Consider the following 23,736-nt stretch of genomic DNA (forward strand, 5'->3'; position numbering starts at 1 on the left):
ATATTAGCGGAACGACTGACCAGCTAGAGAGACGGACCATTAGTTGGGAACGACTGACCAGCTAGGATGACGGACCATTAGTTGGGGTGGGATAAGGTAACAAGCGATTGAATAGGAAAGTACTTGGATTGAGTTTGGGCGGAGGGACACTCGACGCGGTAATGATGCGAAATGGTCATTCTGAGCGGAAAGAGACTGTTGCCCATAATAAAGCGACAGACATTTTATATTCGTTGTAGTTCACGCAGCAGCAAAAAAGCCAACAGCATTCAACCCGCTATCGGCTCTTTCTTTTTATAATGCCATATCCGTTTTCAAACGATGCTCTCCTGCCGGCAGATCTACGATAATCTCGTTAGATGTATCAAGAACGGTTCCTAGAACAGCCTTACTTACCGCATCATATACTGCAATCGCCCCCGGTATAGCTATACGCACTTGGCATGCATCAATGAGCGTAATCGCAATGCAGCAAGCCTGTTTATAAAGCTCTACTGTCGCGCTGGCGGGCTGAGAGAATGTCATCCGCATATTACCGTCCGCCTGCAGCGACTTTCCTGAGAACATGGCATATATAGCAGGTTCGTCTGCAGCAGCTCTCCGCTGCCATTCGATAGCGCCGCCGTCTGTCAATGCCGCTGCACGCAAAAGGTCGCTTTCCCCCACTGTAACAATCGCCGTATCCTCCTGCCATTCCACCTTCCAGTCAAGTTTCGGCTTCCCTTTGTCAGCAGCTGCTGCGTTCGGCTCAAGCAGTGTAATCATTCGAGCTCTGCCCGCTTCGTCGGAACGCAACTGATACACGGCATACTGTCCATACTCCTCTGCGCCCTCGTATTGCGTTATTTTTGCGTTAAAGCCAGAGGTCGAAGCAGCTTTTACATATATCGCTGCCTGCTCCCCCCTGATCGTGTATGCTCCCTGCTCTGATTCAACAGGCTGTATTTCAGCCGTCGTATGCAAGAGCAGCTCGGCACAATGTTCAGCGTTGTTCAGCTCAATTTCATCAATAACAACAATATACTTTGATGCTGCATGCACAACTGTCCTGTGCCAGCCCTTCAGCGCGCCATCATAGCTGGCGGTCGCATCGCCGCGCACAGCATCAAAGCTTGGCGACGTATGAGACTGAACAATTGTTCCGCCTCCTCGCTTAACCTGCCCTTGCCCGTTGACCAGCAACACGTTATGACCCACCGACCCGACCGTAACTTCATGTTTGGGACCAGGCCTATAATCCTGATAGCCCGGATCGGTAATCAACCATTCTCCGCCAACATTCATAATGAAGTGGTTTTGATCGAAATGATTATGATCACGGCAAGAAGGGCTTGATGTAAAGGCGACTAGATGATCCTCCATCCCCCAGCCGCTTCGCAGCGCAGCCCAGCCAATACGCGGGAACACCTTGGACAGCTTCCCTGCAAAATATTGCTCTGGCGGAACAGCCTCGGTACCTTTGATAACATTTAGCAGCACCGACTGCTTATTCGCTTCATACTGCTGGATATACCACATCGCCGCCCCGTTGGAGGCAAACTCTGCAAACATAGACATCATATGGGACAAGTCCAGCTTTGGATGGCTGTCGGATAAATTAGCGAACGTCGGCTGATAGCCCGCCGATTGAAAATAAAAAAACTGCTCTGGCAAAAAGACTGTCAGAAACGGATGCTCAATAAGTGAAGCATCGCCGGTCGTTTTCTTATACGCAGCAGCTGCCTGCGCCAAATGCCTGGCTGCCACATTGTTGTACATCAAGCCTTCTGTTTCCTCGGCTTCAACGCGCCGGTCCAAATAAGTTTTCATATAATGATAAGTTTGCTCCACATACTTCGCGGCAACGGGCTCCTCTTCCAGAATGGACAATGCGCCGATCATCATCGCCACATGCTTGGCAACAACGATATTGTGCTGATCATCTTTACCGAAATCAATCGACATCGGACGAAGCCCCTTCTCCAAAATGGCTGTACGGACCGCAAGACGCTCAGCTTCATTGAGATAAGAGTGCAGCATATCATAAGCAGTTGCCGCTCCGATCGTAAAGTGGGCATTGCTCAGATTGCCCTCAGCGCCGCGATGGGAAAACTCATACCAGCGATGATATGCTGAAAGCTCCAGCAGCATCGATTTTGCTTTATCAGCATAGCCTGTTTCATTCGTTAGCACATACATTAGAGATAAAGTAACGAGACGATGCTCAATGCCGCGCGAATACATTGTCCAGAACGGATAGTCAATATAGCCGGAGGGTTCCGGTCGCGGGGCAAGCTGAACAAGCGGATAGGCAATCGGAATAACATCGGACGCGTTGCCATACGAAACTGTAAATCCGCTCTCATCGCGGAAGCGGTCTCCCTCCTCCTTAAGCTCCGCCCAAATCGCGCCAACATCGATACGCAGCGCACTGTCACTCGGCTGGCTCACTCTGCTCCTAAGCAAGCCGCACTCCTCCTTCGTCAACATAATGCGAGGACGCTCTGCCACATTTGAGAGATTTGAGTATTGCTTGGATGCTTGCTCAATAACCTGCACATTCAAGCTTTTATAAAATTGTTGTCCCTGCGGCAATTTCACCCATACATCTACTACCGATCTGCCTGCTCGGACGCCTATAACAGCCTCATCCTCAACCTGGAGAACCGATGCATCGCCAGCCGCTATTTTCACTTGCAGCTCCCCAGGCTCCTCTACATACTCCCGATCGGCATCATAGGCTTTTATATATATTTTTGCTCGCTCTCCCGGCTCCAAAAAGCCAATTTCCAACAGCTCAATACCTGCAATTGCAGCAGCCTTATTCAACCTGAATCCCCCCACATCCATTAAAATTATGATATCTGAATCCGCTTACAGCTTGGAACTCATTTGGAATATATCACAGAAGAAGAGTGAGATCAATATAAATATATACAGGTAAAATACAGGTATAAGACAACAAAAAAAAGATGTGCAAGCTCTTTATGCCGCACATCCTTTTAGACCGTTACATCAATAACTCAAGAAAAGCTTCTTCCGTCACTGGCCCAAAATAATAAGTCAAATCGACGCCGCTTACTACTTCCTTCAGCGCAGCCGCCTCATATCGGATGCCTACCAGCTTATCAGCAAACTCGCTGCTGTCTCCGCGGCCGAAGAAATCGCCATAAATAACAGCGTTCTTTATGACGCCATCCTCTACCTGCAGCCTTACATCGTATGTGCCGGCTCCTTCGATCCGTTTTTTTTGCTGCATATTGAAGGCAGGGGAACGTCCGTAATTCCATTCCCAGCTGCGGTACCTCTCGTCTGCAAGCTTTCTGACATTAGCCCAATCCTCTTCCGTCAGCTCATACTCAACCACCTCGCCATGCTCGGCGAACAATGATTTTAACAGCGTCTCACGGAATTGTTCGATCGTCATTGGCTCCTTTAAGTATTCAGAAATATTGGCTACTCGGCTGCGAATTGATTTGGTAGCCTTTGAAACATACTTTTCTGCATTCACCTTTAGCGCAGACACTACATTTTCAATTTCTGAGTCGAATAGCAGCGTGCCGTGGCTGAACATTTTGCCTCTCGTCTGAAACTGGGCGTTGCCGGAAATCTTCTTCTCGCCAATTTGCAAATCATTGCGGCCCGTCAGCTCAGCCTCCACGCCCATTTGACGCAAGGCCGTCACGACTGGCTCCGTAAACTTTTTAAAGTTATGAAATGACTGACCGTCGTCCTTCATAATAAAGCTGAAATTCAAATTGCCAAGGTCATGATAAACAGCTCCGCCACCCGACAGTCTGCGCACAACATGGAGATTGTTATCTTCCACATACTGCGCATTTATTTCTTCCGCTGTATTTTGGTTTTTGCCGATAATAATAGACGGCTCGTTAATATAGAACAGCAAATATTCATTATCCGGAAGCGTCCGCAATATATATTCCTCCAGCGCCAAATTAAGCGTTGGATCGGTTATGCCTTTATTGCTTACAAAAAGCACGATAGGTCCCTCCCCGCATAGTTTCTTGTCTGCTACACAAATAATTATACCTGTAGGCGGGCAGGATTGACAAACTGCATAAGCAAACACACAATAAAAGAACACCCGATAATGTTTCTTCAATAAAATGACTTAATGAGGAGGGATTAGCATGCAATACCGCCAACTGGGCAACAGCGGCTTGTTCGTATCGCAGCTAGGGCTTGGAACGAATGCTTTTGGCAAACGTGCTGACGAACAGGCTTCTATAGAAATCATCGATGAGGCCATACATAGCGGAATAACTTTTCTCGATACAGCAAATATATACGCAAATACAGAATCTGAACGAATTATTGGCAAGGCGCTTCAGGACAAAAGGCATGAAGTCGTGCTGGCAACTAAAGCTGGGCTGCCGACTGCAGGCGCAGGCGGAGCTGGCGCAAGCACGCGCGGCTCCTCGCGGCGGCATCTTATGCAGGAGCTGGAGCACAGCCTCAAGCGGCTGCAGACTGATTATATTGATTTGTATCAAATCCATACCTTCGACCCTTACACGCCGCTCGAAGAAACGCTGCGGACGCTCGAAGCGATGGTCCAATCCGGCAAGGTACGCTATATCGGCGCTTCTAATTATTGGGCATGGGAGCTTATGAAGGCGCTCGGGATAAGCGAACGGCTCGGCATCAGCCGCTATATCTCCATTCAGCAAAGCTATTCCCTTGCCGATCGCACGCTGGAACGCGAAATCGTGCCGCTATGCCTGGATCAAGGCGTGGGCATTATTCCGTACTTCCCGCTCGCCGGCGGCATTTTGACTGGAAAATATATTTCAAAGGACGAACTGCCATCCCAATCAAGAGCGGTACGAGATCCAAATTTCCAAAAATTTTTATCGCCCGACAAGCTGCAGCTTGGCCAGCAGGTCAGCGAGCTTGCAGCAGCATGCGGCTGCACGCCGGCCGTTCTGTCATTAGCGTGGACGATGAAGCAGCCGGCCGTCTCCACTGTTATTGTCGGCGCCACATCGGCTGACCAGCTGCGCAGCAATCGCGAGGCTGTTCAGTTCGAGCCTTCCCAAGACATTATGCTGGAGCTAGACCGGATCAGCGCCAAGTTTATTCATGGCGAGCCGTTTGCTTCCTACAGGCTTACACAAGGATAAACGGCTCCGCCGTCCTTTGCACAGGCGCGTTTACCGATGAACAATAAGAACTGGTATAGGCATAAAAAACTTATACTTTCTTATATTTTAAGGATAAACGGCTCTTCCAACATAAAAAAAGGGTATCCCGGAAGTCATCGTTACTTGACAACGGGGCACCCTTTTTTAGTGAACGCCGCTTATTTATTTTCTACTAGCTTCGAAATAAAAGCTGTCGATTAATTGTGGATAGGGCAGTAAGCAATCGAAAGGGATGTTACTACGATCAAGGTTGGGATTCCGCGCTGTTGCAGTCCAATTTTTTTGATGAAATAACCCCTGTAAAGGATAAATTTTTTTGCTTGCCAATCGTTGCCCACAATTAATCGACACCCTTAATGCCTTACTTATCGTCAGCTGCATAGCGTAAACCAATTTGCCTGCGTGCCTCGTCCATAATTTCCATCGTAATAAGCGAAGCTTCATGTGTATTGATGTCCGATTGCAGCTTGCCCTTTTGCAGCAGCTGAATAAATTCAGCCGCCTCATAATACATCGTACGATCGACGGTCGGCTTGGTCAAATCCTCCGTCAAACCGCTGCGCAGCTTGAGGCTGATTTGTACAGGCTCATTCATGCGCTCGATTATAATGCTGCCGTCTTCACCTTGAATTTCGGAAGGCAGCTGAGAGTTCGTAATTTTGGAAAACATAATGACAGCATCCATATTTTCATATTCCAGCAGCACGCTGCCTTCGCCATCCACTCCTGATTCCAGCATATAGCCAACCGCTTTGACAGACTTCGGCCTGCCAAACAGCACGACTGCAGGATAAATACAATAAACCCCAATATCCACCAGAGCGCCATTGGAAAACTCCGGCTTGAACGCGTTCATAATATTACCGGCCTTATAAGCATCATAGCGTGAAGAGTATTGGCAGTAACTCGCAAAATAACGCCTGACCGTGCCGATCCTTTCGATATTTTCAGCAATCGCACTAAACCCTGGCATTAAGGTGGATTTCATAGCTTCCATCAAAAGCACCTTGTTCTGCTTGGCTGTCTCTATCATTTGCTCCAGCTCAGCTTTGTTGGAGGCAACCGGCTTCTCGCATAACACATGCACGTCGTTTTGCATCGCAGCAATAGCATAGCGCGCATGAAAGCTGTTAGGGCTGGCTATATAAACAGCGTCTATATGACCGCTCTGCATCATAGCCTCTACATCTGAATATACATGTTCAATGCCATGCTTCTTGGCAAAAGCCGTGCCGGACTCCTCCGTGCGCGAGAACACAGCCTTCAAGACAAAATCTTGATGCTCCCTTGCCGCTTCAATAAAATGATCTGTAATCCAGTTCGTGCCTATAACTCCAAAACGTATCTTCATTATTCAAGCTCCCTTGCAACTATGTATTTCAAGGATAAACCGCTGCGCCGTCCATTGGGAAGACGCATTTGCCAAGAAGAAACGCCGCGCGTTCTTTTGACAAAATCGAAGCCTTTGTATTAATATTGGACCGTAAACAAGAAAGAAATGCCATGCCGTCTATACCAGTACTTATTTCAACAACTATGACAGGAGGTTTTGCACAGTTATGATGCTGCTCATTCCTGCAATAATAATTTTGGCTGCAGTAGTCGGAATCTACATGATGCAAGCAGTGCCTCGCAAGCAGCTGTGGTTCGGCGTCACGCTGCCGGCTGATGCGATTCAAGACGAGCAATTCAAGCAGCTGCGCAAAGAATACATAACGCTATATGTAGTATACACGCTTATAGCGGCCGCTGCATTATTTCCGTTCTACTGGATGCAGCAATCCGCATCACTAGCTTTTGTTTATTTTATCGTCTGGTCATTATCGATGTTTTTTCTGTCACCTGCTCCGTACAGGCATATTCATTTTAAAGCTATTGCGATCAAACGCGCTGAGAACTGGTTTGGCAAACAAAAAGCAACGATTGAAATCGAGAAACAATTGGAGCAGCTGGCAAGCAAACGGCCTCTGCCGCCTTACTGGTTTGTACTGCCGCTCATTATAGCGCTGCCTTTGTTATACCTGGCAGCCAACAGCGAGCTTCCGCTCGTACGTTGGTCAGGTATTGCATCGCTAGTAATGACAGGCATCCTATTTTTGCTTAACTTGGCATTTACACGCGATCGTGTCGGCCTTTACAGCCGCAATCCGCTCGCCAATATGGCGATTCACCAAGCGGCCCGGCAATATTGGTCGATTCTGTGGCTTTGTATGGCAATCTTTGAAGCTATTAACGCTTATGTCGCATATTTTGTGCTCTCGGAAGGCACTTCAATCGGCTCTACGCTATGGATGTGCGGCATATTTATCGTCTCTTTAGTGCCGCTGCTGTCTATCTATTATACCTATCATCGCATTAGAACACTGGAATACCGCTATGCGCATACTAACGGCAAGACCGATACAATTGATGAAGATCATTACTGGGGAACAGGCCTTGTCTATAATAACCCGAATGACAAAAAAGTAATGGTGCCGAAGCGTATCGGCGCAGGCTCTACCGTCAACATTGCTACAACCGGCGGCAAGTTCGTATATACCGGTGCTTATGCTCTTGTACTAGCGATCGTTATCCCGATAGCTGTCATGATAATCCGCGCGGATTCCATAGCTCCCGAGCTGACGGTTAATGAAGCCGGCACTGTTCACATCACCGATACGACCTATTCCTTTACATTCGAAACGAGCGATATTGAGGAAGTATTGCTGGAAGAAAAAATGCCTAGCGGCTTTCGCGTCAATGGCATTGCCACCTCGGAATATGCACGCGGCAACTTTAAGCTTAATGAGCTTGGCAACGCTAAGCTGTATGTATTTAAGCACTCATCTCCTTATATTGTCATAAAGCTGAAAGATCTCTACGTCATCTATAATGAATTGGAGCCTGATAAAACAAAGCAAGTATTTAATGAGCTTGTCAAGCATTTGGAGAAATAAGGAGCAGCCGCTGCTGCTCCTTTACATTTTTAAGAAAGTATTCTTATTTGATCTATTACTCAAATTTGCCGTCCTGCAGCTGCTTCCACACCTTTTTATTGCTGTACTTCTTCTCACCGCTAATATCTGCTCCGAACCATGCTGGCGACTTGTAGCTTTCCGCCTCCTGAAGTGAACTGAATTCCAGCTCAAGCACGGTCAACTGAATTTGATCGTATATATCAATTTCTATTAATCCATTATCGAACTGCGCAGTAATCCTGTTTTTCGTCAACGGGATATAGCCAAAAGCCTGCATGATTTGCCCGTAAATCGTTTCTGATATTTCGTATTCAATCTCTTCTCTCACTAATCCGTTGCCGCGTTTGAAGGTATGCGTAAAGCTTGTTTGCTTCGTGCTCAAATCCGTAATTTTGCGCACCCTTATTTCCTCATTGCTGTCAATCGCCAAATACGTTTGTTCGATACGCTGCTCAGACAATATAGTAATTATGCCGGTGGCAGCCAGCTGCTGCGGCGATTGCTGAAGCAGAAATTTCCTTTCAATTTCAAGTGCCATATGCGGGCCCCTTTCCCTATTCCTGTTAAGAACAGTATAAGTGTTCTAAACGAACGGAAGCAATCCTTCTTCAAGTATGCTACATTTACAATATTGAACATCGTCTGGATCGGAGGGCTCTACTTTGTCATTTTCTCCCCTGTGCAATTATCCAAAAGCATTGACCATTGCAGGCTCCGACAGCGGCGGCGGCGCGGGCATTCAAGCCGATATTAAAACCTTCCAGGAGCTGGGCGCATACGGCATGTCCGTTATAACTGCGATCACTGCCCAAAATACGCTTGGAGTCAAGCAGGTTTTCCCAGCTTCGCTGGAAGCCTTGCACAGCCAGCTGCATGCTATTGGCGAGGATTTAACGCCGCAAGCGTTCAAAACGGGCATGCTGGTTAACGCTAGCATGATTAAAGCCGTTGCAGAAGCAGTTCGGCATTTCGGCTGGAAGCAGCTCGTCATCGATCCTGTCATGCTTGCAAAAGGCGGCACTGCCTTGCTCCGTTCCGATGCGCTAGACGCGCTCGTGGAGCATTTATTGCCGCTCTCGCTTATTATTACGCCTAATATTCCTGAGGCAGAGGTTCTTGCCGGCATGACTATATCTACATTATCTGAACGCGAGCAAGCCGCCAAAAGATTGCGGCAGCTGGGAGCAAGTATCGTCGTTATCAAGGGCGGCCACGATGAATCAAATGCGCACATGGCAGTGGATTTATATTACGAAGGCGGGCAATTTATTTATTTGGAAGGAAAAAAAATAAATTCCAGGCATACGCATGGGACGGGCTGCACTTTTTCAGCGGCCATTACAGCTTCGCTTGCTTGCGGAAATGCTCCGCTTGAAGCTGTGCACACGGCGAAGGCCTTTATTCAAGCTGCAATTGAAGCTGGATTGCCGCTTGGCGCCGGTCAAGGCCCCACCAATCATTTTGCTTACAAAAAATCGCTTGCTCAATCAGCTGACAATGCTGTTCAAAAATAATTTCCTTACCTGATGCCAATTGCTTGGTATATAATAGCAAGGGTACTTCCTTCGCTTCGTACAAGAAACATACAGTGAAAGGGGACAAGCAGATGGAAATCATTCAATTGGATTTAAAACTGATCGACGAGGACCTTGATCAGCCTCGCTATCAGTTCGATGAAGCGGCCTTGCAGGAGCTGATGAACAGCATTGAAGAGCTGGGCTTGCTTTCGCCTATTAAAGTTCGTCCGACAGCAGACGGGCGTTACAAAATCATTTATGGCAATAGAAGATATAAGGCATCCCAGCGGCTGGGCAAGGAAACGATTCCTTGCATCGTATCAGAAGCTATGACCGAAATGGATATTTATCTGGAGCAAATTGCGGAAAACTTGACGCGCGAGGGCTTCTCGCCGATTGAAGAAGCAGAAGCGTTTCATAAGCTGCTTAATGATCCCAAATTCCGCAGCTCAACCAAATTTCTTTCCGCCAAGCTTGGCAAGACAGAAAGCTATATCAAAAATAAATGCGAGTTGTTAAAATTCAGCAATGCCGTCAAAAAATTAATCGTCAGCGGCACTGAAATACGCAAAAATTGCTTGACCGAAGAGCAGCTGCTTCCGCTTAAGGATTTGCCAATGGAGCACCGTGATCCGCTTGCTTTAATAGCAGCGCGCGACGAGCTGCCAGTCAGCGACGTAAAAAAAATTGCCAAGCTGTTTAAGGATACAACGATTTCCAACAGCACGAAAGAAAAACTGCTGCTTAAAGACGGTCCAGGCCTTATCGAAACCTGGTCTACCCGCGAGCAAAATAAAAAGGAACGCGCCCGCGCCGCCACGGAAGCAGCCGAGCGTGCCGAGCTGGAACGCCTTCGTGAGGAGGAAGCGTCTCAAGCGGCTGAGCAAGCAGTGCCGTCCTCATCCCAGGCATTTGCGCTTGAGCCAAAAAGCCTTGCAGAACAAGCGGTTATGGCCAATCCTGCCGTTACTGCTGCGCCAGATGGTCTAGCCTTGCACTCCAGCTCAGATCATGTTGGGGTAACCATATTTGCTCCGATTAATCAAAATCCTTTGCAAATGCTGCAGCAATTGCTGGACGTCACTAAGCTTTCTGATACCGCTGGGCATGATGTGCAGGAGCTTCTTCGTAAAGCGAAGGACGATCCGGATGAGCTGATACTGCTGCAGCAAAATATTCAAACGCTGATCAGTCAGCTGCAGCAGCAGCTTGCGTTTTGGACAAATATAAAATAATAGGATTGGTGTGCATAACGAAAACAGGAAATGCTATCCAATAATTGTAATGAAAATGAAATATTTCTTTCATCAGTTTTTAATGATAAACGTCTATACTTGAACTTGACCCCCTTTTTTATAATATATAAACCTTAGACCCTTGGCCCGTTGCCGTAGGGTCACTTTTTTTATTATAGAAAAATATGATTTTTCGCCTTAGGCTTGTTTTCGCCCAAGCCGAGGCCGCGCAGCGTTTCTTCTTATGCAACATTTTTTCATTTCATACGTATCGTATTATAGCTGCGTCAATTAAGGAGGTTAAAGCATGTTTCCAGATAGCTCATTTGGCTCTTCCTTCGGAGGAGGCTTTAATGCGATGTTTAGCATAGTCCCCGTTTTAATCGGAATCGTCTTTGTTATCGTTATTGTTATGCTGATTTTTAATGCGGCAAAATATTTCAATAATGCCAGCTCTCCCAAGGAAAGCGTCTATGCCAGAGTAGTTGCCAAGCGAACGGAAGTACGCAGCCATAGCAATCATCATAACCATATGAATGATGCCGGCCATATGCATACGACCCATTCGTCCAGAACATATTACTATATTACGTTGGAATTCGAAAACGGCCAACGCAAAGAGTATCTTGATGTCAAAAACTTGTATGGGCTTGTAGTGGAAGGCGACATCGGTTATGCGCTGACACAAGGAGAATGGATCGTAGCGTTTGAAAGAAATAACGGAAGCCGGGATACTCAGTATTAACTGAGCCCCGGCTTCCGTTATTTAATGAAGTTAGCGGTATTCGATTGTAAGTTACCGTTTCAAATAATGCTGTTCGTAATAATCATAACCAAAGCCTACCTGCTCAGGCTTGTGAGCGTCGGAGCCATAGACACAGGCAATGCCAAGGGAAATACATTCCTGCATAAACCATGGTGGCACATAAGCATTGCCGCAGGTAGCTACCCTGAGCCCTGCAGTATTGATATCGACAGCTACCTTGCTGCCGGCCAGCAGCGGCAGCAGTGCACGCATGCGCTTATTTAATTGTTCTTGATCCAATGGCGGCAGTACAGTCTGAAACTTTTGAATCAGGTTTATATGCCCAATTCTCGTGCGCATGGGCAGCTTGGACGCTTCAGCAATAGCCTGCTCGACATGATCATAATATTCATCCACTACTTTTTCCATTGTGCCGTAATAAGCAAGCAAATTTGTCTTAAAGTCGTCGGGCGTGAAATCAATGCATCTCATCCCGCCAACACCTGGCAAGTAATGAACAGAATATACAACATCCTGCAGCTCATGCTGCCAGCGGTCCACTATGGAAGCTGTAAAATCGGTATGTCCCTGCAAATAATCCAGTTCCAGTCCAGCCGTAATTTCGATTGCGCCTTCATACTTCTCCTTCATTTCCTTCACATATTGAAAATAATCTGGCAATTGCTCCATCGGCATCGCAAGCTCCGCGAATAAGCTCGCATCATCCACATAGTTTGCCGGCAATGGAGGATGCTCGCTTAAGGTATAGCGCTCAAAGCCGAGCTCTATCGCACGATCAATATATAGCTCCGAGGCAGCATCGCTGCCATGATAACAAAATCTAGTATGCGTATGTCCATCCCACTTCAGCATAGCCATCATCTCCTTACTTCCCCTATATTTTTCATCCTATCATCAACCGTTTAGAAAGTCACGTTATGCTTGACTGCACATCTTGCTCCAGCAATCAACATTTTCAATCAATTTTCACCATAGCTGCTAGCAGGATTTTACAATGTTTATGTCGAATGAAATGGGTTGGAGAAGTTTCCAGCTCAGTATGCCCTTGGCATTGTATATTGTTATAGGAGGCTCAGTATGAACGGATGGTTCAAATCATTCACATTCGTTGTTATTCCGAGTGCGAATCAATCTGTCCGGCGTTTTCGCCTGCCCGGACTTTTTTTAATTGCCTTGCCTGCTGTCGTTATTTTATTGATAGCGGCAGTTATTTTTATAACATGGCTTTACTCGAATCAAAATCGGCTGACGAAGCAGTTGGAATCGCAGCTTCATGCAGCGGAATCTGTTTATCAAGATCAGCTGCACAATAAGAATGAACAAATTGCTCATATGCAAGCTGAATTGTTAACGCTTTCCGAGCAAGCCCAAGCTATTGAAAGCAAGCTCAGCGAAATTAATGAGCTGGAGCTGGAGCTGAAAGAAATGATCGGCTTATCCGATACAGCCGCCAATGAGCGCTCTAATCTTGCAAGCGGCGGACAAGGCGGCGAAGAGCTGCCGATATCGGAGTATTCCCTTCATTCCCTGACCGAAGCCGCTCAAGTTAAATATTCAGCTATTGATATGCGCATTGATCAACTGCAGCCCAGTTTAGAGGCAACCCGTCTGGCTGCTATCAAGCATAAGCAAATACTCGAAAAAACGCCGACCCTATGGCCGGCCGATTCACGTAAAATCACCTCTGAATTCGGTATTCGAAAAGACCCTATCACCAGGCGGTCCACCTATCATTCCGGCATTGATTTAGGCGGAAACAGAGGAGATCCGATCTATGCAGCAGCAGGAGGCAAGGTGACCATTTCAGAGCGTGAATATCCTTACGGAAATTACATAGCGATAGACCATGGCAAAGGCGTCAGCACGCGCTACTTGCATTTGAATAAGCGACTCGTCGAGGTTGGCGACACGGTCACTAAAGGTCAAATAATAGGAGAGCTGGGCAACACTGGCCGCAGCACCGGCCCCCATCTGCATTACGAGGTTATCGTAAACGGCGTAACCGTCAATCCGCTACCCTATATGAATGAAGATAGAGAGGACAATGATCATGTTCAAAAGTAAAAAGAGTATTATTGATCCGAACAAAACAGACACATTAATCGGTGAAGGAACGGTATTTGAAGGCAAGCTGCATTCGAAGGCAAGCATTCGCATTGAAGGCAGCATTACAGGTGATATTGAGTGCGGCGGGGATGTTATTATAGGAGAAAGCGGCAGCGCCAATTCCAGCGTGACTGCTCGCGATCTTGTACTGGCTGGAACATTAATCGGCAATGTAAAGGCAACGGGCCAGCTGACCATCTGCTCCACCGGTACGCTCAAAGGAAATGTTGAGGCCGGCTCTTTCATTATTGAAGCTGGCGGCATCTTCAACGGTTCAAGCGTGATGCAAAACCGGGAGCAGGCAGTTTCCGAGAAAAAGCATCACGATCAAGGTCAGGCTAAGGCAGCTATTTAGCGAGCCAAACCCCCTTATTGCAAAGGAGCTCCATATGCTTGGATTTGCTATATTACTGCTTTTTTATTTGATCGGCTATATATTGCAGGCTGTCTTGCACATTCCACTGCCAGCTAACGTTATTGGTTTGCTATTATTTACACTCGCTTTATTTTTAAAAATCATTAGGCTGGACTGGGTAGAAGAAGCCGGGATTTTTCTTATACGCCATATGATGCTTTTGTTTGCGCCAATTGTTGTAGGCACGATGGTTTTCTTTTCATTTATAGGCAGCCATGCCGTTTCTATCGTCGTCAGCTTATTTCTCAGCACGTTCGGGGTGCTGCTCGTAACGGGCTGGTCCGTCAGCAAATGGGGGAAAAACAAGAATAAGGAGACTGAACAGCTATGAGCTTTGAAGCGTTTGCAACGGAGCCTCTATTTGGCTTGACACTTACGATAGCCGCTTATGCTGCTGCCTTGCTTCTACAAAAAAAATGGTCCTTCCTCCATCCTTTGCTCATTTGCTCCATTGCGATTATAGCTGTACTAATGATATGGGAAATTCCTTATGAATCTTACCGCAAAGGAGCCGATATTTTAGTATTTTTATTAGGACCCGCTACAGTAGCGCTTGGCATACCGCTCTACAAAAATGCCGAAAAAATCAAATCGAAAATCATCCCGATTATCGCTGGCATTACGACAGGCTCGATCAGCGCACTGCTATTGTCGGCGGCATTCGTCTGGATGCTTGGCGGCAGCAGCGAGCTTATTGCAACAATGATGCCCAAGTCCGCCACCTCGCCAGTCGCGCTCGAAATCTCGCGGCAAGCTGGCGGCATACCGGAGCTGACTGCTGTGCTTACCGTTTTAACCGGCTTAATCGGCAGTATCGCGGGACCCGCTCTTTTAAGATTTGCCGGCGTGCGCGACGATATCTCGATCGGCACTGCTATGGGAACAGCAGCGCATGGCATCGGAACAGCGCGGATTATTCAAGACTCAGAACTTGCAGGAAGTACGAGCGGCTTTGCCATGGGGATTTCGGCTATACTTACCAGCCTTTTATTTATACCGATTTATAGTTGGTTTCATTGATTTCTTTACTAAAGCCATTGTTGCAATCATTCATCATCTTGCTGCTCATTATTTTGATAGACTTAATAAATTATTATAAAGAGAAGTGACTGATGTTAGAAACAAAGGGCCTGTATTCACAGATATTCCATCTGAGATACAAGCCCTTTTTATGAAATTATTTTTTTATTTTAAAGCGCTCTTCGATCGGTTGGAACTGCTTCTCGCCCGGTGCAGACAATTGTTTGCCGAATGGCATTTGCGCAAGCAGCTTCCAGCTGTCAGGCAGGCCCCACTCTTTTCTTACAGCATCATCGATAAGCGGGTTATAGTGCTGCAAGGATGCTCCGAAGCCCTCGTCTGTCAAAGCAGTCCAAACGACTAGCTGCAGCATTCCGTTGGATTGCAGCGACCAGATTGGGAAGTTGTCAGCATACAAGCTGAATTGCTGCTGCAAGCCCTCAATTACACTTTGATCCTCAAAGAACAATACGGTGCCGTAGCCTGCGCCAAAAGCGTTCATTTTGTCCTGAGTTGAACCAAACTTATCCGGATCAACCATTGCACGCAAAGTTTCTGTTGTAATGCTCCAAAACTTTGTATGCTGCTCGCCTAGCAGCAATACGACACGCGCGCTTTGAGAGTTAAACGCAGAGGGTGTATGCTTAATGGCAAATTCAATAATTTGCTCTAAACGCTCGTCGCTAATTAGCTGCTCATTATTAATGGCATAATGACTTCTTCTTGCTTTAATAGCAGATAAAAAGTTGGTAGTAATTTCGTGATTCAATGTAAACTTCCTCTCTTGTTCAAATGTGATAGCAGACTGTATTATAATTCCCTGGCCAAATTCAAACATACATGCACAAATCAGCCAACGATAAGTTTGATCCCAATTTCATTAGGGTCTTTCAAAAATAAAGCTCCGTCTTTATTCTCTACAGCAACTCCTGCTGCATCCAGCCTGCTTTTCAGAAGACTAAGCTCTTCAAGATTAGGTACAATTATCGTAAAGTAATCAATTCCTGTACTATTGCTGGGTGGTATCGGAGCATTGCTGCCGGCCCAAATATTAAGCCCCATATGGTGATGGTACCCGCCAGCCCCAACGAACAAGGCGCCCATCTGACGCATTAGATCAGCCTCCGCCTTAAAGCCCAGCACATCAATATAAAACTGCTTGGAATTCGTCATATTATTCACGTGGAAATGAACATGGCCGATGACCGTATCCTTTGGCAGCCCGCTCCATGTCTGCCCCTGCGCCAGTGCTAGCAAGCCTTGCCAATCTATAGCAATCGTAGCCATATTTACATTGCCTTGCTCGTCATAGGTCCACTCTGTTCTTGGGCGATCCCGATATATTTCAATACCGTTGCCGTCTGGATCAGATAAGTATAACGCTTCACTTACCAAATGATCAGCTTGGCCAATATGCACATTCATTTCAACTAAATGCTGCAAGGTAATGGCGAGCGCCTCGCGAGATGGCAATAAAATAGCAAAATGATACAAGCCGCTCATTCTGCGCTCCGGAACAACGATAGCATTTTCAACTTCCTCTAAAATAAGCAAAACATTATGCCCATCCGTTGTAAGCTTTGCTATATTCCCTTCCTTGCTCAACAGCTGCAAACCGATGACCTGCTCATAAAAAGCAATGGAACGCTCTAGCTTGCTTACTTTTAATTTTACTTCCCCTAATTTTGTTTGTGGATGCAGCATTGCTGTCATTCCTCTCCATAAAATATTTTCGACTGCCTATCTCATTTCATTGCTGATTTGAACAGACAAGTCAAGGTCTATGTCTTTCAATTCTTTATTGGTTAGTTACTTACTTTTATATATTTAGTATACATAATATATTTTTCTGCGTCAACATTTCTAGTTATTTTCACTCTGCCATATGTCGTAACAAAACAAAATCACCGATCGGTGACCTAACTTGCCGTCATGTAAAGAACAAACGATACGGCGCTATCTATTTAGCCGCCTGGCTTCTGCTTGCAGTGCGGTCATTAATGACCGTTAGAAGTAAAAAGCAGTCTTTTTGTTGCTTATGCGGACACTTATGTCCTTTAGAGGAACATTCCGTCGAATTCTTTAGCTTTTTTTCCGCTAACGGATATTTCTGTCCGTTAGGAAGTGGAGGTTGGCGAAAAGTGTGCGCTAACGGTCATCAGTGTCCGCATCATTTGGATCAATTCGAGCTAAACAACAAAAAAACCGATTATGATTAGTTTTCACTTCTCATAATCGGAGTATTCAGCTTAATATTGATCAAGGAAAAACTGCAGCGTTATATCCGCAAAATCAGGCAGCAACTCATGTCCAAAATCAGGATAAATCTCCAAGCGTTTAGGCGCTGTAATTTTGTTGTATGCAGCAAACTGCGTTGACGGCGGGCATACGCGATCCATCAGCCCTACAGCCATCAATACTTCGCCTTTAATTCTGCCTGCCAGATTTTGAATATCAATATATCCAAGGCGGGTAAACACTTCATTTTCCCGTTGATGGCGCGGATCAAATTTTCTGAAATAATTTTGCAATTCAAAATATGCATCAACAGCCAGATCCATTTCCCATACTCGTCTGTAATCACTCAAAAATGGATATACAGGGGCCAGCTTTTTAATTTTGGGTTCAAGTGATGCGCAAGCAATTGTTAATGCGCCCCCTTGAGAGCCCCCCATAGCATAAACCTGTTCAGAATCAACCTCTGGCATCGACATGGCGATGGAAGCTAATTGTGCTGTATCAAGGAAAATATGCCGGAACAGCAAGTCGTCCTCGTGGCTATCCAATCCACGAATAATATGACCATGGTGGGTGTTGCCTTTTACGCCGCCTGTATCTTCCGATAAACCGCCTTGTCCGCGGCAATCCAATGCGAATACAGAAAAGCCTTGGAAAACATAAGGAAGCTTGTCCATCCAGCTGCCTGAATGTCCAGTATAGCCATGAAATTGCAGCACAGCCTTATGCGGCTTTGCAGCATCCTTAGGGCGCAAGTATTTGGCATGAATGCGTGCACCGCGTACACCTGTAAAGTATAAATGATAGCATTCCACACCTGGCACTTGAAATTCGGCAGGCACCAGCTCAACCTGCGGATCTACAGCCTTCATCTCAGCTAGCGCGCGCTCCCAATAAGCGTCGAAATCATCTGGCCGAGGGTTTATTCCTTCGTATTGCTTAAGCTTCTCAAGAGGCATATCAACTAAAGGCATGACTCTTCCTCCTTATGTACATTGTTGTTTAATTGGAAAGGCCGTTATATGCTGCTATTCGCAGCTGCACACAGTTTACTATTCAAGAAAAAACTGCATAGCGATTTCGCTAAAGCCCGGCAGCTCCTCGTGGCCGAAATCAGGATAGATCTCCAGCCGTTTTGGCGACGTGATTTTGTTATAAGCGGCGAACTGCGTCGAGGGCGGACACACAGTATCCATCAATCCAACACCCATCAGCACTTCTCCTTTAATGCGGGATGCTAAATGCTGGATATCAATATACCCTAATCGGTTAAACATCTCTTCCTCGCGAAGATGCCGTGGATCAAACAGCATAAAATACTTTTTCAGCTCTATATATGCTCGATCAGCCAGATCCATTTCCCATACTCGTCTGTAATCACTCAAAAATGGATATACAGGGGCCAGCTTTTTAATTTTGGGTTCAAGGGATGCGCAAGCAATTGTTAATGCGCCCCCTTGAGAGCCCCCCATAGCATAAACCTGTTCAGAATCAACCTCTGGCATCGACATGGCGATGGAAGCTAATTGAGCTGTATCAAGGAAAATATGCCGGAACAGCAAATCGTCCTCGTGGCTATCCAATCCACGAATAATATGACCATGGTGGGTGTTGCCTTTTACGCCGCCTGTATCCTCAGATAAACCTCCCTGACCGCGACAATCCAATGCGAATACAGAAAAGCCTTGAGCTACATAGCTAAGCTTATCGATCCAGTGACCTGAATGGCCTGTGTAACCGTGAAACTGAAGCATTGCAGCATGCGGCTTTGCGATATTTTTGGGACGTACATATTTGGCATGGATACGCGCCCCTCTTACTCCCGTGAAATACAGATGGAAGCACTCTGCATTCGGTACCTGGAACTCGCTAGGCACCAGCTCTATTTGAGGATCAACGGCTTTCATTTCTGCAAGCGCCCGCTCCCAATAGGCATCAAAATCTGCTGGTCTGGGGCTAATCCCCTCATATTGCTTTAATTTCTCCATCGGCATGTCCACTAACGGCATTGCAGTTTCCCCCTTAGCTTGTTATCCTGACAATTGACCTACCTAACAAGTATATGCGATTATACTATTTTTTTTAAGCACTAAAATAGCAAATTTACGATGATTTCCATTTCAGCTATGAAATAAAGCAAGGCTGATCTTATATCTGACTGTTGTGTTGAGTTAAGTTGAGTTATGTTGAGTTATGTTGAGTTATATTGAGTTATGGCCGCGTAGCTATATTACTTCTTCTTGAATCTCGGGGTGAACAATGAAACTGAGGAAATTGCCGATTAATTATGAGTAAAAGTAGATTGAATCGATAGCTTCAATTTATTTTGCGCAAACGTAGATTGAATCGATAACTTCAATTTATTTTGCGCAAACGTAGATTGAATCGATAACTTCAATTTATTTTTCGCAAACGTAGTTTGAATCGATAGCTTTCCTAGCTGGTCAGACGTTCCGTTATTACGCCCAAAATAGCAGTTTTAAGGCAGCAAAGTGACAGACGTTCCGCTATTGAACCATAATTCACTGAAAAAGACAGATTTGGAGCCGTATAGCGGAATGTGTGACCGCGAAATAAAAAAAATGACGGTTTTGCAGCAAATAACGGAACGTGTGACCGTGGCAATTTATTTTGCGCAAACGTAGTTGGGATCGATAGCTTTCCTAGCTGGTCAGACGTTCCGTTAATACGCCCAAAATAGCAATTTTAAGGCAGCAAAGTGACAGACGTTCCGCTATCGAACCATAATTCACTGAAAAAGACTGATTTGGAGCCGTATAGCGGAATGTGTGACCGCGAAACAAAAAAAATGACAGTTTTGCAGCAAATAACGGAACGTGTGACCGTGGCAATTTATTTTAGACAAAAGTAGATTGGATCGATAGCTTCAATTTATTCTGCGCAAAAGTAGATTGAATCGATAACTTTCCTAGCTGGTCAGACGTTCCGTTATTACGCCCAAAATAGCAGTTTTAAGGCAGCAAAGTGACAGACGTTCCGCTATTGAACCATAATTCACTGAAAAAGACTGATTTGGAGCCGTATAGCGGGATGTGTGACCGCGAAACAAAAAAAATGACAGTTTTGCAGCAAATAACGGAACGTGTGACCGTGGCAATTTATTTTGCACAAACATAGGGTAGCAATAAAAAGGGAAGCGTGCTTTCACATTTAAAATAAAAAACAGGCCGCTTCTTTTCAAAGGGCCTGCCTGTTCAATCCGTCATCAATCGTTCTAGCTATAGTGATCTGTATATCGCTTTGTATACGTCGTCCAGGGATACACCGTGCAGACGTGCTGCTTTGGCTGCCTCCTCGTACTCTGGCGCCTGGGACATTAAACGCTCGCCGTCAAAAGCCTGCTTAACCTTAATGAAGCCGTATTCTGTCTGAACTTCTATCCATTGCCTTCTAAGCGCTTTTCGCTGCCATTGGCTGCTGCGAACGCCTATTGTCGATGTTTCAGCCAACAAAATCTGCTCGCAAGCTTGCTTCTCTTTTGGATAACATAAAACCGTTATTAAAACGCCAGGTCTGTTCTTCTTCATATATACAGGCGTGTAATACACATCGAGCGCCCCTGCCTCCAACAGCCGCTCCATCGTATAGCCAAGCAATTCCCCTGTCGTATCATCTACCTGCGCTTCCAAAATCGTAATCATTTCATATGACGCTTCATCTGATTTGATAAATTGCGTTGCTACAGTTTCAACAGCATGCCCCTCAGTACCAGTGGATATGGACTGTTTGACTTCACTTTGCTCTTCCTTCATCAAAACAGCTCTTATTACATTAGGATGGTCAAAATTTTTCGTCCCGGCGCCATAGCCAATTCGATCAATTGTGCCTGGCGGAATCGTTCCGAAGCTTGCTGCCAGTGCTTTTACAATGCCTGCGCCAGTAGGTGTGGTCAGCTCGCCTTGCGCCGTAAAGGCTGAAAGCGGAACGCCGCGAAGCAGCTCTGCAGTCGCTGGGGCAGGAATCGGGTAAAGCCCGTGCGCCATTCGCATTCTGCCTGTGCCGGTAGGCACCGGAGAAACTATAATTTGATCAATATCCAAACTCTCAAGCGCGAGGCATACACCAATAACATCAATAATAGAATCCATTGCGCCTACTTCGTGAAAATGTACCTCAGCAGGTGAAATGCCATGAATTTTGCCTTCCGCTTGCGCAATAAGCTGGAATATCGCCATGCTGCGCTCCTTGGCTCTTGCTGGCAGCGCGGACTGCTCGATCATGGCAATAATATCAGCCGCTTTGCGGTGCTCATGATCGTGATCGTGACTATGGCTGTGTCCATGGTGGTGATCATGGCTATGGCTGTGTCCATGGTGGTGGTCGTGATCGTGACTATGGCTGTGCTCATGGCGGTGGTCATGATCGTGGCTATGGCTGTGCTCATGATGGTGCTCATGATCGTGGCTGTGACTGTGTCCATGGTGGTGCTCATGATCGTGATCATGGCTATGGCTGTGTCCCTGATGGTGCTCATGATCGTGACTATGATGGTGATCGTGGCTGTGACTGTGTCCATGGTGATGATCGTGATCGTGGCTGTGACTGTGTTCATGGTGATGATCATGATCGTGGGTATGGCTGTGTCCATGGTGGTGATCGTGGCTGTGACTTTGTTCAATTTCTAGCTTCAGCCACTTGGAGGTAATCCCGCGGCGATCTACCTCCTGAAACTCCATTGTAAAAGGATCAATCGGCATCGATCTCAGATGTGAAATAATATAATCCTGATCGGCGCCCAAATCAACCAGGGCCGATAGTGTCATGTCGCCGGCAATGCCAGATATGCAGTCTAAATAGAGTGTTTTCATACGCCCTCCGCTACTAATTGTAATATCATGGCTGCCTGGTAGCCTGCCCCAAATCCATTGTCAATATTAACGACCGTTACACCTGCAGCGCATGATGTCATCATGGCAAGGAGTGTTGTAATTCCTTGCAGATTAGCGCCATAGCCAATCGAGGTTGGTACCGCTATGACCGGTCTTCGAACAAGACCGCCAACAACACTGACCAATGCCCCCTCCATTCCTGCTACAGCAACTACAACGGAAGCCTCACGGATGCGATCTTTTTGACTAAGCAAACGGTCTATTCCAGCTACGCCCACATCATAAATGCGATCCGCCTGTCCGCCCATCCATTCAATTGTACCTGCCGCTTCCTCAGCTATAGGAATATCAGTAGTTCCTGCTGTCAGTACAGCAACCTTGCCCGGGAGCTTTCTTTCGGCTTGTCCATAGCATATTAATTTGGAAACTTCATTATAGGTAGCTGCCTTATAACGAGTTAAAATCCGATCGGCCATCTCCTGCGTAGCTCGTGTAACTAACGCGCGATTATGGTTTTGAATAAGGCTCGCTACAATTTGCTCTACTTGATCGGCCGTTTTGCTCATTCCAAAAACGACCTCGGGATGACCTGTTCGCTGCTGTCGATCTATATCCAATTTGCAAAATCCCATATCTTCAAAGCTCGTCATGCCTTTTCTCCTTTGACAGAAAGCATCTGATTCATACTGCCGCTGCGATAGCCCGTCAAATCCATCGCTACATATATAAAGCCAATTTCCTTCAGCTTCGCAGAAATTTCAGACGAATACTTTACAACCTGCTCCATTGCATCAGGCTCCACTTCAATGCGGGCGATATCGCCATGGCTGCGGACGCGTACCTGACCAAGCCCTAGAGAGCGTATATATCGCTCAGCTTGGCCTACACGCCCCAGCTTTTCGATCGTAATCATCTCGCCATAAGCAATGCGCGATGACAAGCAGGCAAAAGATGGCTTATTCCAAGTCGGCAAATCAAATTCGCTTGATAGGTCGCGAATTTCTTCCTTGAACAGGCCGGCCTCCTGCAGAGGACCGCGCACGCCGCGCTCCTTCGCTGCCTTCATCCCCGGCCGATGCTCATTCATATCATCCGCGATCAAGCCATAAACGATATGCTTATACTTGCCGTCTGCCAAGAAGGGCTCCAAATGCTCAAACAAGCTGCGCTTGCAAAAATAACAGCGATTGGAGTCATTCTCCTTATAGCCGGGAATGCTTAGCTCAGATGTTTCAATAACTTGATGCGGCGCTCCTATCAGCTCGGCAAGCCGAATGGCTTCTTCCAGCTCCTCCGAAGGATACGTCTCCGAATCAGCGGTAACAGCAAGTACACGCTCTGCCCCAAGTGTTGCCACAGCCGCATGCAACAGCAGCGTACTGTCAACACCGCCAGAGAATGCAACGACTACGGAATCCATTTCCGTTAAAATCGCTTGCAGCTTGCTATATTTATCATGCATGATCGACAGTCCTCCCCAGATGATGC

Annotated in this window: 21 protein-coding genes; 9 read left to right on the top strand and 12 right to left on the bottom strand. The window is 46.4% G+C overall.

Annotation, left to right across the window (positions count from 1 at the left end):
- Positions 1-294: 294 nt before the first annotated feature.
- Together ACRRU2_RS25975 and ACRRU2_RS25980 are read right to left on the bottom strand one after the other, a co-directional pair.
- Entirely contained in the window at positions 295-2,808 is a 2,514-nt protein-coding gene (locus ACRRU2_RS25975; RefSeq protein WP_432506131.1) for a heparinase II/III domain-containing protein, read from the bottom strand.
- Between the two features lie 181 nt (positions 2,809-2,989).
- Positions 2,990-3,979 (bottom strand): lipoate--protein ligase, encoded by a 990-nt coding sequence (locus ACRRU2_RS25980; RefSeq protein ID WP_331697988.1) that lies wholly within the window; start codon positions 3,977-3,979, stop codon positions 2,990-2,992.
- Between the two features lie 151 nt (positions 3,980-4,130).
- Between ACRRU2_RS25980 and ACRRU2_RS25985 the strand changes: the two genes are divergently transcribed.
- Positions 4,131-5,123 carry an aldo/keto reductase gene (locus tag ACRRU2_RS25985; protein WP_432506133.1) on the top strand — a complete coding sequence of 331 codons (993 nt, stop codon included), beginning with the start codon at positions 4,131-4,133 and terminating at the stop codon, positions 5,121-5,123.
- 382 nt (positions 5,124-5,505) lie between these two features.
- Here the strand turns inward: ACRRU2_RS25985 and ACRRU2_RS25990 are convergent, their stop codons facing one another.
- Entirely contained in the window at positions 5,506-6,495 is a 990-nt protein-coding gene (locus tag ACRRU2_RS25990; RefSeq protein WP_432506135.1) for a Gfo/Idh/MocA family protein, read from the bottom strand.
- A gap of 208 nt (positions 6,496-6,703) precedes the next feature.
- Here ACRRU2_RS25990 and ACRRU2_RS25995 point away from each other — a divergent pair, with 208 nt between their 5' ends.
- A complete protein-coding gene (locus ACRRU2_RS25995; protein ID WP_432506137.1) occupies positions 6,704-8,080 on the top strand; it encodes a DUF5808 domain-containing protein in 1,377 nt (458 codons plus the stop codon).
- A 55-nt stretch (positions 8,081-8,135) separates the two neighbouring features.
- Here the strand turns inward: ACRRU2_RS25995 and ACRRU2_RS26000 are convergent, their stop codons facing one another.
- Complete coding sequence (locus ACRRU2_RS26000; protein WP_432506139.1) at positions 8,136-8,639, bottom strand: CYTH domain-containing protein; 504 nt, start codon at positions 8,637-8,639, stop codon at positions 8,136-8,138.
- Positions 8,640-8,763: 124 nt separating this feature from the next.
- Here ACRRU2_RS26000 and thiD point away from each other — a divergent pair, with 124 nt between their 5' ends.
- The 3 genes from thiD to ACRRU2_RS26015 all read left to right on the top strand — a co-directional run bounded on the left by thiD (position 8,764) and on the right by ACRRU2_RS26015 (position 11,598).
- The gene (thiD, locus tag ACRRU2_RS26005; RefSeq protein WP_432506141.1) at positions 8,764-9,615 is read left to right on the top strand and encodes a bifunctional hydroxymethylpyrimidine kinase/phosphomethylpyrimidine kinase; all 852 of its coding nucleotides are present in this window, start codon (positions 8,764-8,766) and stop codon (positions 9,613-9,615) included.
- A gap of 92 nt (positions 9,616-9,707) precedes the next feature.
- Positions 9,708-10,853, top strand: coding sequence for a ParB/RepB/Spo0J family partition protein (locus tag ACRRU2_RS26010; RefSeq protein WP_432506143.1), 1,146 nt, complete (start codon positions 9,708-9,710; stop codon positions 10,851-10,853).
- Positions 10,854-11,160: 307 nt separating this feature from the next.
- Positions 11,161-11,598 (top strand): DUF2500 domain-containing protein, encoded by a 438-nt coding sequence (locus ACRRU2_RS26015; RefSeq protein WP_331697995.1) that lies wholly within the window; start codon positions 11,161-11,163, stop codon positions 11,596-11,598.
- A gap of 51 nt (positions 11,599-11,649) precedes the next feature.
- On the opposite strand, the gene hisJ is transcribed toward ACRRU2_RS26015, so the two are convergent.
- The gene (gene hisJ / locus ACRRU2_RS26020) at positions 11,650-12,480 is read right to left on the bottom strand and encodes a histidinol-phosphatase HisJ (protein WP_432506145.1); all 831 of its coding nucleotides are present in this window, start codon (positions 12,478-12,480) and stop codon (positions 11,650-11,652) included.
- Between the two features lie 216 nt (positions 12,481-12,696).
- On the opposite strand from hisJ, the gene ACRRU2_RS26025 reads away from it, so the two are divergent.
- The 4 genes from ACRRU2_RS26025 to ACRRU2_RS26040 are packed head-to-tail and all read left to right on the top strand — an operon-like array spanning position 12,697 to position 15,160.
- A complete protein-coding gene (locus ACRRU2_RS26025; protein ID WP_331697997.1) occupies positions 12,697-13,683 on the top strand; it encodes a M23 family metallopeptidase in 987 nt (328 codons plus the stop codon).
- Positions 13,670-14,080, top strand: coding sequence for a bactofilin family protein (locus tag ACRRU2_RS26030; RefSeq protein ID WP_331697998.1), 411 nt, complete (start codon positions 13,670-13,672; stop codon positions 14,078-14,080). The genes ACRRU2_RS26025 and ACRRU2_RS26030 overlap by 14 nt, the downstream gene beginning before the upstream one ends.
- Before the next feature lie 34 nt (positions 14,081-14,114).
- On the top strand, positions 14,115-14,471 hold the full coding sequence (locus ACRRU2_RS26035) for a CidA/LrgA family protein (RefSeq protein ID WP_432506148.1): 357 nt from the start codon (positions 14,115-14,117) through the stop codon (positions 14,469-14,471).
- Positions 14,468-15,160, top strand: a complete 693-nt coding sequence (locus ACRRU2_RS26040) for an LrgB family protein (protein ID WP_331698000.1) — start codon at positions 14,468-14,470, stop codon at positions 15,158-15,160. The genes ACRRU2_RS26035 and ACRRU2_RS26040 overlap by 4 nt, the downstream gene beginning before the upstream one ends.
- 157 nt (positions 15,161-15,317) lie before the next feature.
- Here ACRRU2_RS26040 and ACRRU2_RS26045 read toward each other — a convergent pair whose 3' ends face one another.
- The 7 genes from ACRRU2_RS26045 to larE all read right to left on the bottom strand — a co-directional run bounded on the left by ACRRU2_RS26045 (position 15,318) and on the right by larE (position 23,710).
- Positions 15,318-15,929 (bottom strand): nitroreductase family protein, encoded by a 612-nt coding sequence (locus ACRRU2_RS26045; RefSeq protein WP_432506150.1) that lies wholly within the window; start codon positions 15,927-15,929, stop codon positions 15,318-15,320.
- 80 nt (positions 15,930-16,009) lie between these two features.
- A complete protein-coding gene (locus ACRRU2_RS26050; protein ID WP_331698001.1) occupies positions 16,010-16,873 on the bottom strand; it encodes a VOC family protein in 864 nt (287 codons plus the stop codon).
- A gap of 536 nt (positions 16,874-17,409) precedes the next feature.
- The gene (locus ACRRU2_RS26055) at positions 17,410-18,372 is read right to left on the bottom strand and encodes an alpha/beta fold hydrolase (protein WP_331698002.1); all 963 of its coding nucleotides are present in this window, start codon (positions 18,370-18,372) and stop codon (positions 17,410-17,412) included.
- Between the two features lie 78 nt (positions 18,373-18,450).
- A complete protein-coding gene (locus tag ACRRU2_RS26060) occupies positions 18,451-19,407 on the bottom strand; it encodes an acetylxylan esterase (protein WP_331698003.1) in 957 nt (318 codons plus the stop codon).
- Positions 19,408-20,637: 1,230 nt separating this feature from the next.
- Positions 20,638-22,227, bottom strand: a complete 1,590-nt coding sequence (gene larC, locus ACRRU2_RS26065; protein WP_432506153.1) for a nickel pincer cofactor biosynthesis protein LarC — start codon at positions 22,225-22,227, stop codon at positions 20,638-20,640.
- Positions 22,224-22,898, bottom strand: coding sequence for a nickel pincer cofactor biosynthesis protein LarB (gene larB, locus ACRRU2_RS26070; protein ID WP_432506155.1), 675 nt, complete (start codon positions 22,896-22,898; stop codon positions 22,224-22,226). Before larB ends, larC begins: the two co-directional genes overlap by 4 nt.
- Positions 22,895-23,710, bottom strand: a complete 816-nt coding sequence (gene larE / locus ACRRU2_RS26075) for an ATP-dependent sacrificial sulfur transferase LarE (RefSeq protein WP_432506157.1) — start codon at positions 23,708-23,710, stop codon at positions 22,895-22,897. Before larE ends, larB begins: the two co-directional genes overlap by 4 nt.
- Positions 23,711-23,736 lie beyond the last annotated feature (26 nt).

This window comes from Paenibacillus sp. GXUN7292 (assembly GCF_050864975.1).
GTDB lineage: Bacteria > Bacillota > Bacilli > Paenibacillales > Paenibacillaceae > Pristimantibacillus.

Excerpts from the sequence above, each read along its gene's own strand:
- ACRRU2_RS26010 (WP_432506143.1), top strand. The coding sequence starts at position 9,708 with ATGGAAATCATTCAATTGGATTTAAAACTGATCGACGAGGACCTTGAT.
- ACRRU2_RS26015 (WP_331697995.1), top strand. The coding sequence starts at position 11,161 with ATGTTTCCAGATAGCTCATTTGGCTCTTCCTTCGGAGGAGGCTTTAAT.
- ACRRU2_RS25995 (WP_432506137.1), top strand. The coding sequence starts at position 6,704 with ATGATGCTGCTCATTCCTGCAATAATAATTTTGGCTGCAGTAGTCGGA.
- ACRRU2_RS26040 (WP_331698000.1), top strand. The coding sequence starts at position 14,468 with ATGAGCTTTGAAGCGTTTGCAACGGAGCCTCTATTTGGCTTGACACTT.
- hisJ (WP_432506145.1), bottom strand. The coding sequence starts at position 12,480 with ATGATGGCTATGCTGAAGTGGGATGGACATACGCATACTAGATTTTGT.
- ACRRU2_RS26060 (WP_331698003.1), bottom strand. The coding sequence starts at position 19,407 with ATGCCGTTAGTGGACATGCCGATGGAGAAATTAAAGCAATATGAGGGG.
- ACRRU2_RS26035 (WP_432506148.1), top strand. The coding sequence starts at position 14,115 with ATGCTTGGATTTGCTATATTACTGCTTTTTTATTTGATCGGCTATATA.
- larB (WP_432506155.1), bottom strand. The coding sequence starts at position 22,898 with ATGACGAGCTTTGAAGATATGGGATTTTGCAAATTGGATATAGATCGA.
- ACRRU2_RS26050 (WP_331698001.1), bottom strand. The coding sequence starts at position 16,873 with ATGACAGCAATGCTGCATCCACAAACAAAATTAGGGGAAGTAAAATTA.
- ACRRU2_RS26055 (WP_331698002.1), bottom strand. The coding sequence starts at position 18,372 with ATGCCTTTAGTTGATATGCCTCTTGAGAAGCTTAAGCAATACGAAGGA.
- larC (WP_432506153.1), bottom strand. The coding sequence starts at position 22,227 with ATGAAAACACTCTATTTAGACTGCATATCTGGCATTGCCGGCGACATG.
- larE (WP_432506157.1), bottom strand. The coding sequence starts at position 23,710 with ATGCATGATAAATATAGCAAGCTGCAAGCGATTTTAACGGAAATGGAT.
- ACRRU2_RS26030 (WP_331697998.1), top strand. The coding sequence starts at position 13,670 with ATGTTCAAAAGTAAAAAGAGTATTATTGATCCGAACAAAACAGACACA.
- ACRRU2_RS25990 (WP_432506135.1), bottom strand. The coding sequence starts at position 6,495 with ATGAAGATACGTTTTGGAGTTATAGGCACGAACTGGATTACAGATCAT.
- ACRRU2_RS26000 (WP_432506139.1), bottom strand. The coding sequence starts at position 8,639 with ATGGCACTTGAAATTGAAAGGAAATTTCTGCTTCAGCAATCGCCGCAG.
- ACRRU2_RS26025 (WP_331697997.1), top strand. The coding sequence starts at position 12,697 with ATGAACGGATGGTTCAAATCATTCACATTCGTTGTTATTCCGAGTGCG.
- ACRRU2_RS25985 (WP_432506133.1), top strand. The coding sequence starts at position 4,131 with ATGCAATACCGCCAACTGGGCAACAGCGGCTTGTTCGTATCGCAGCTA.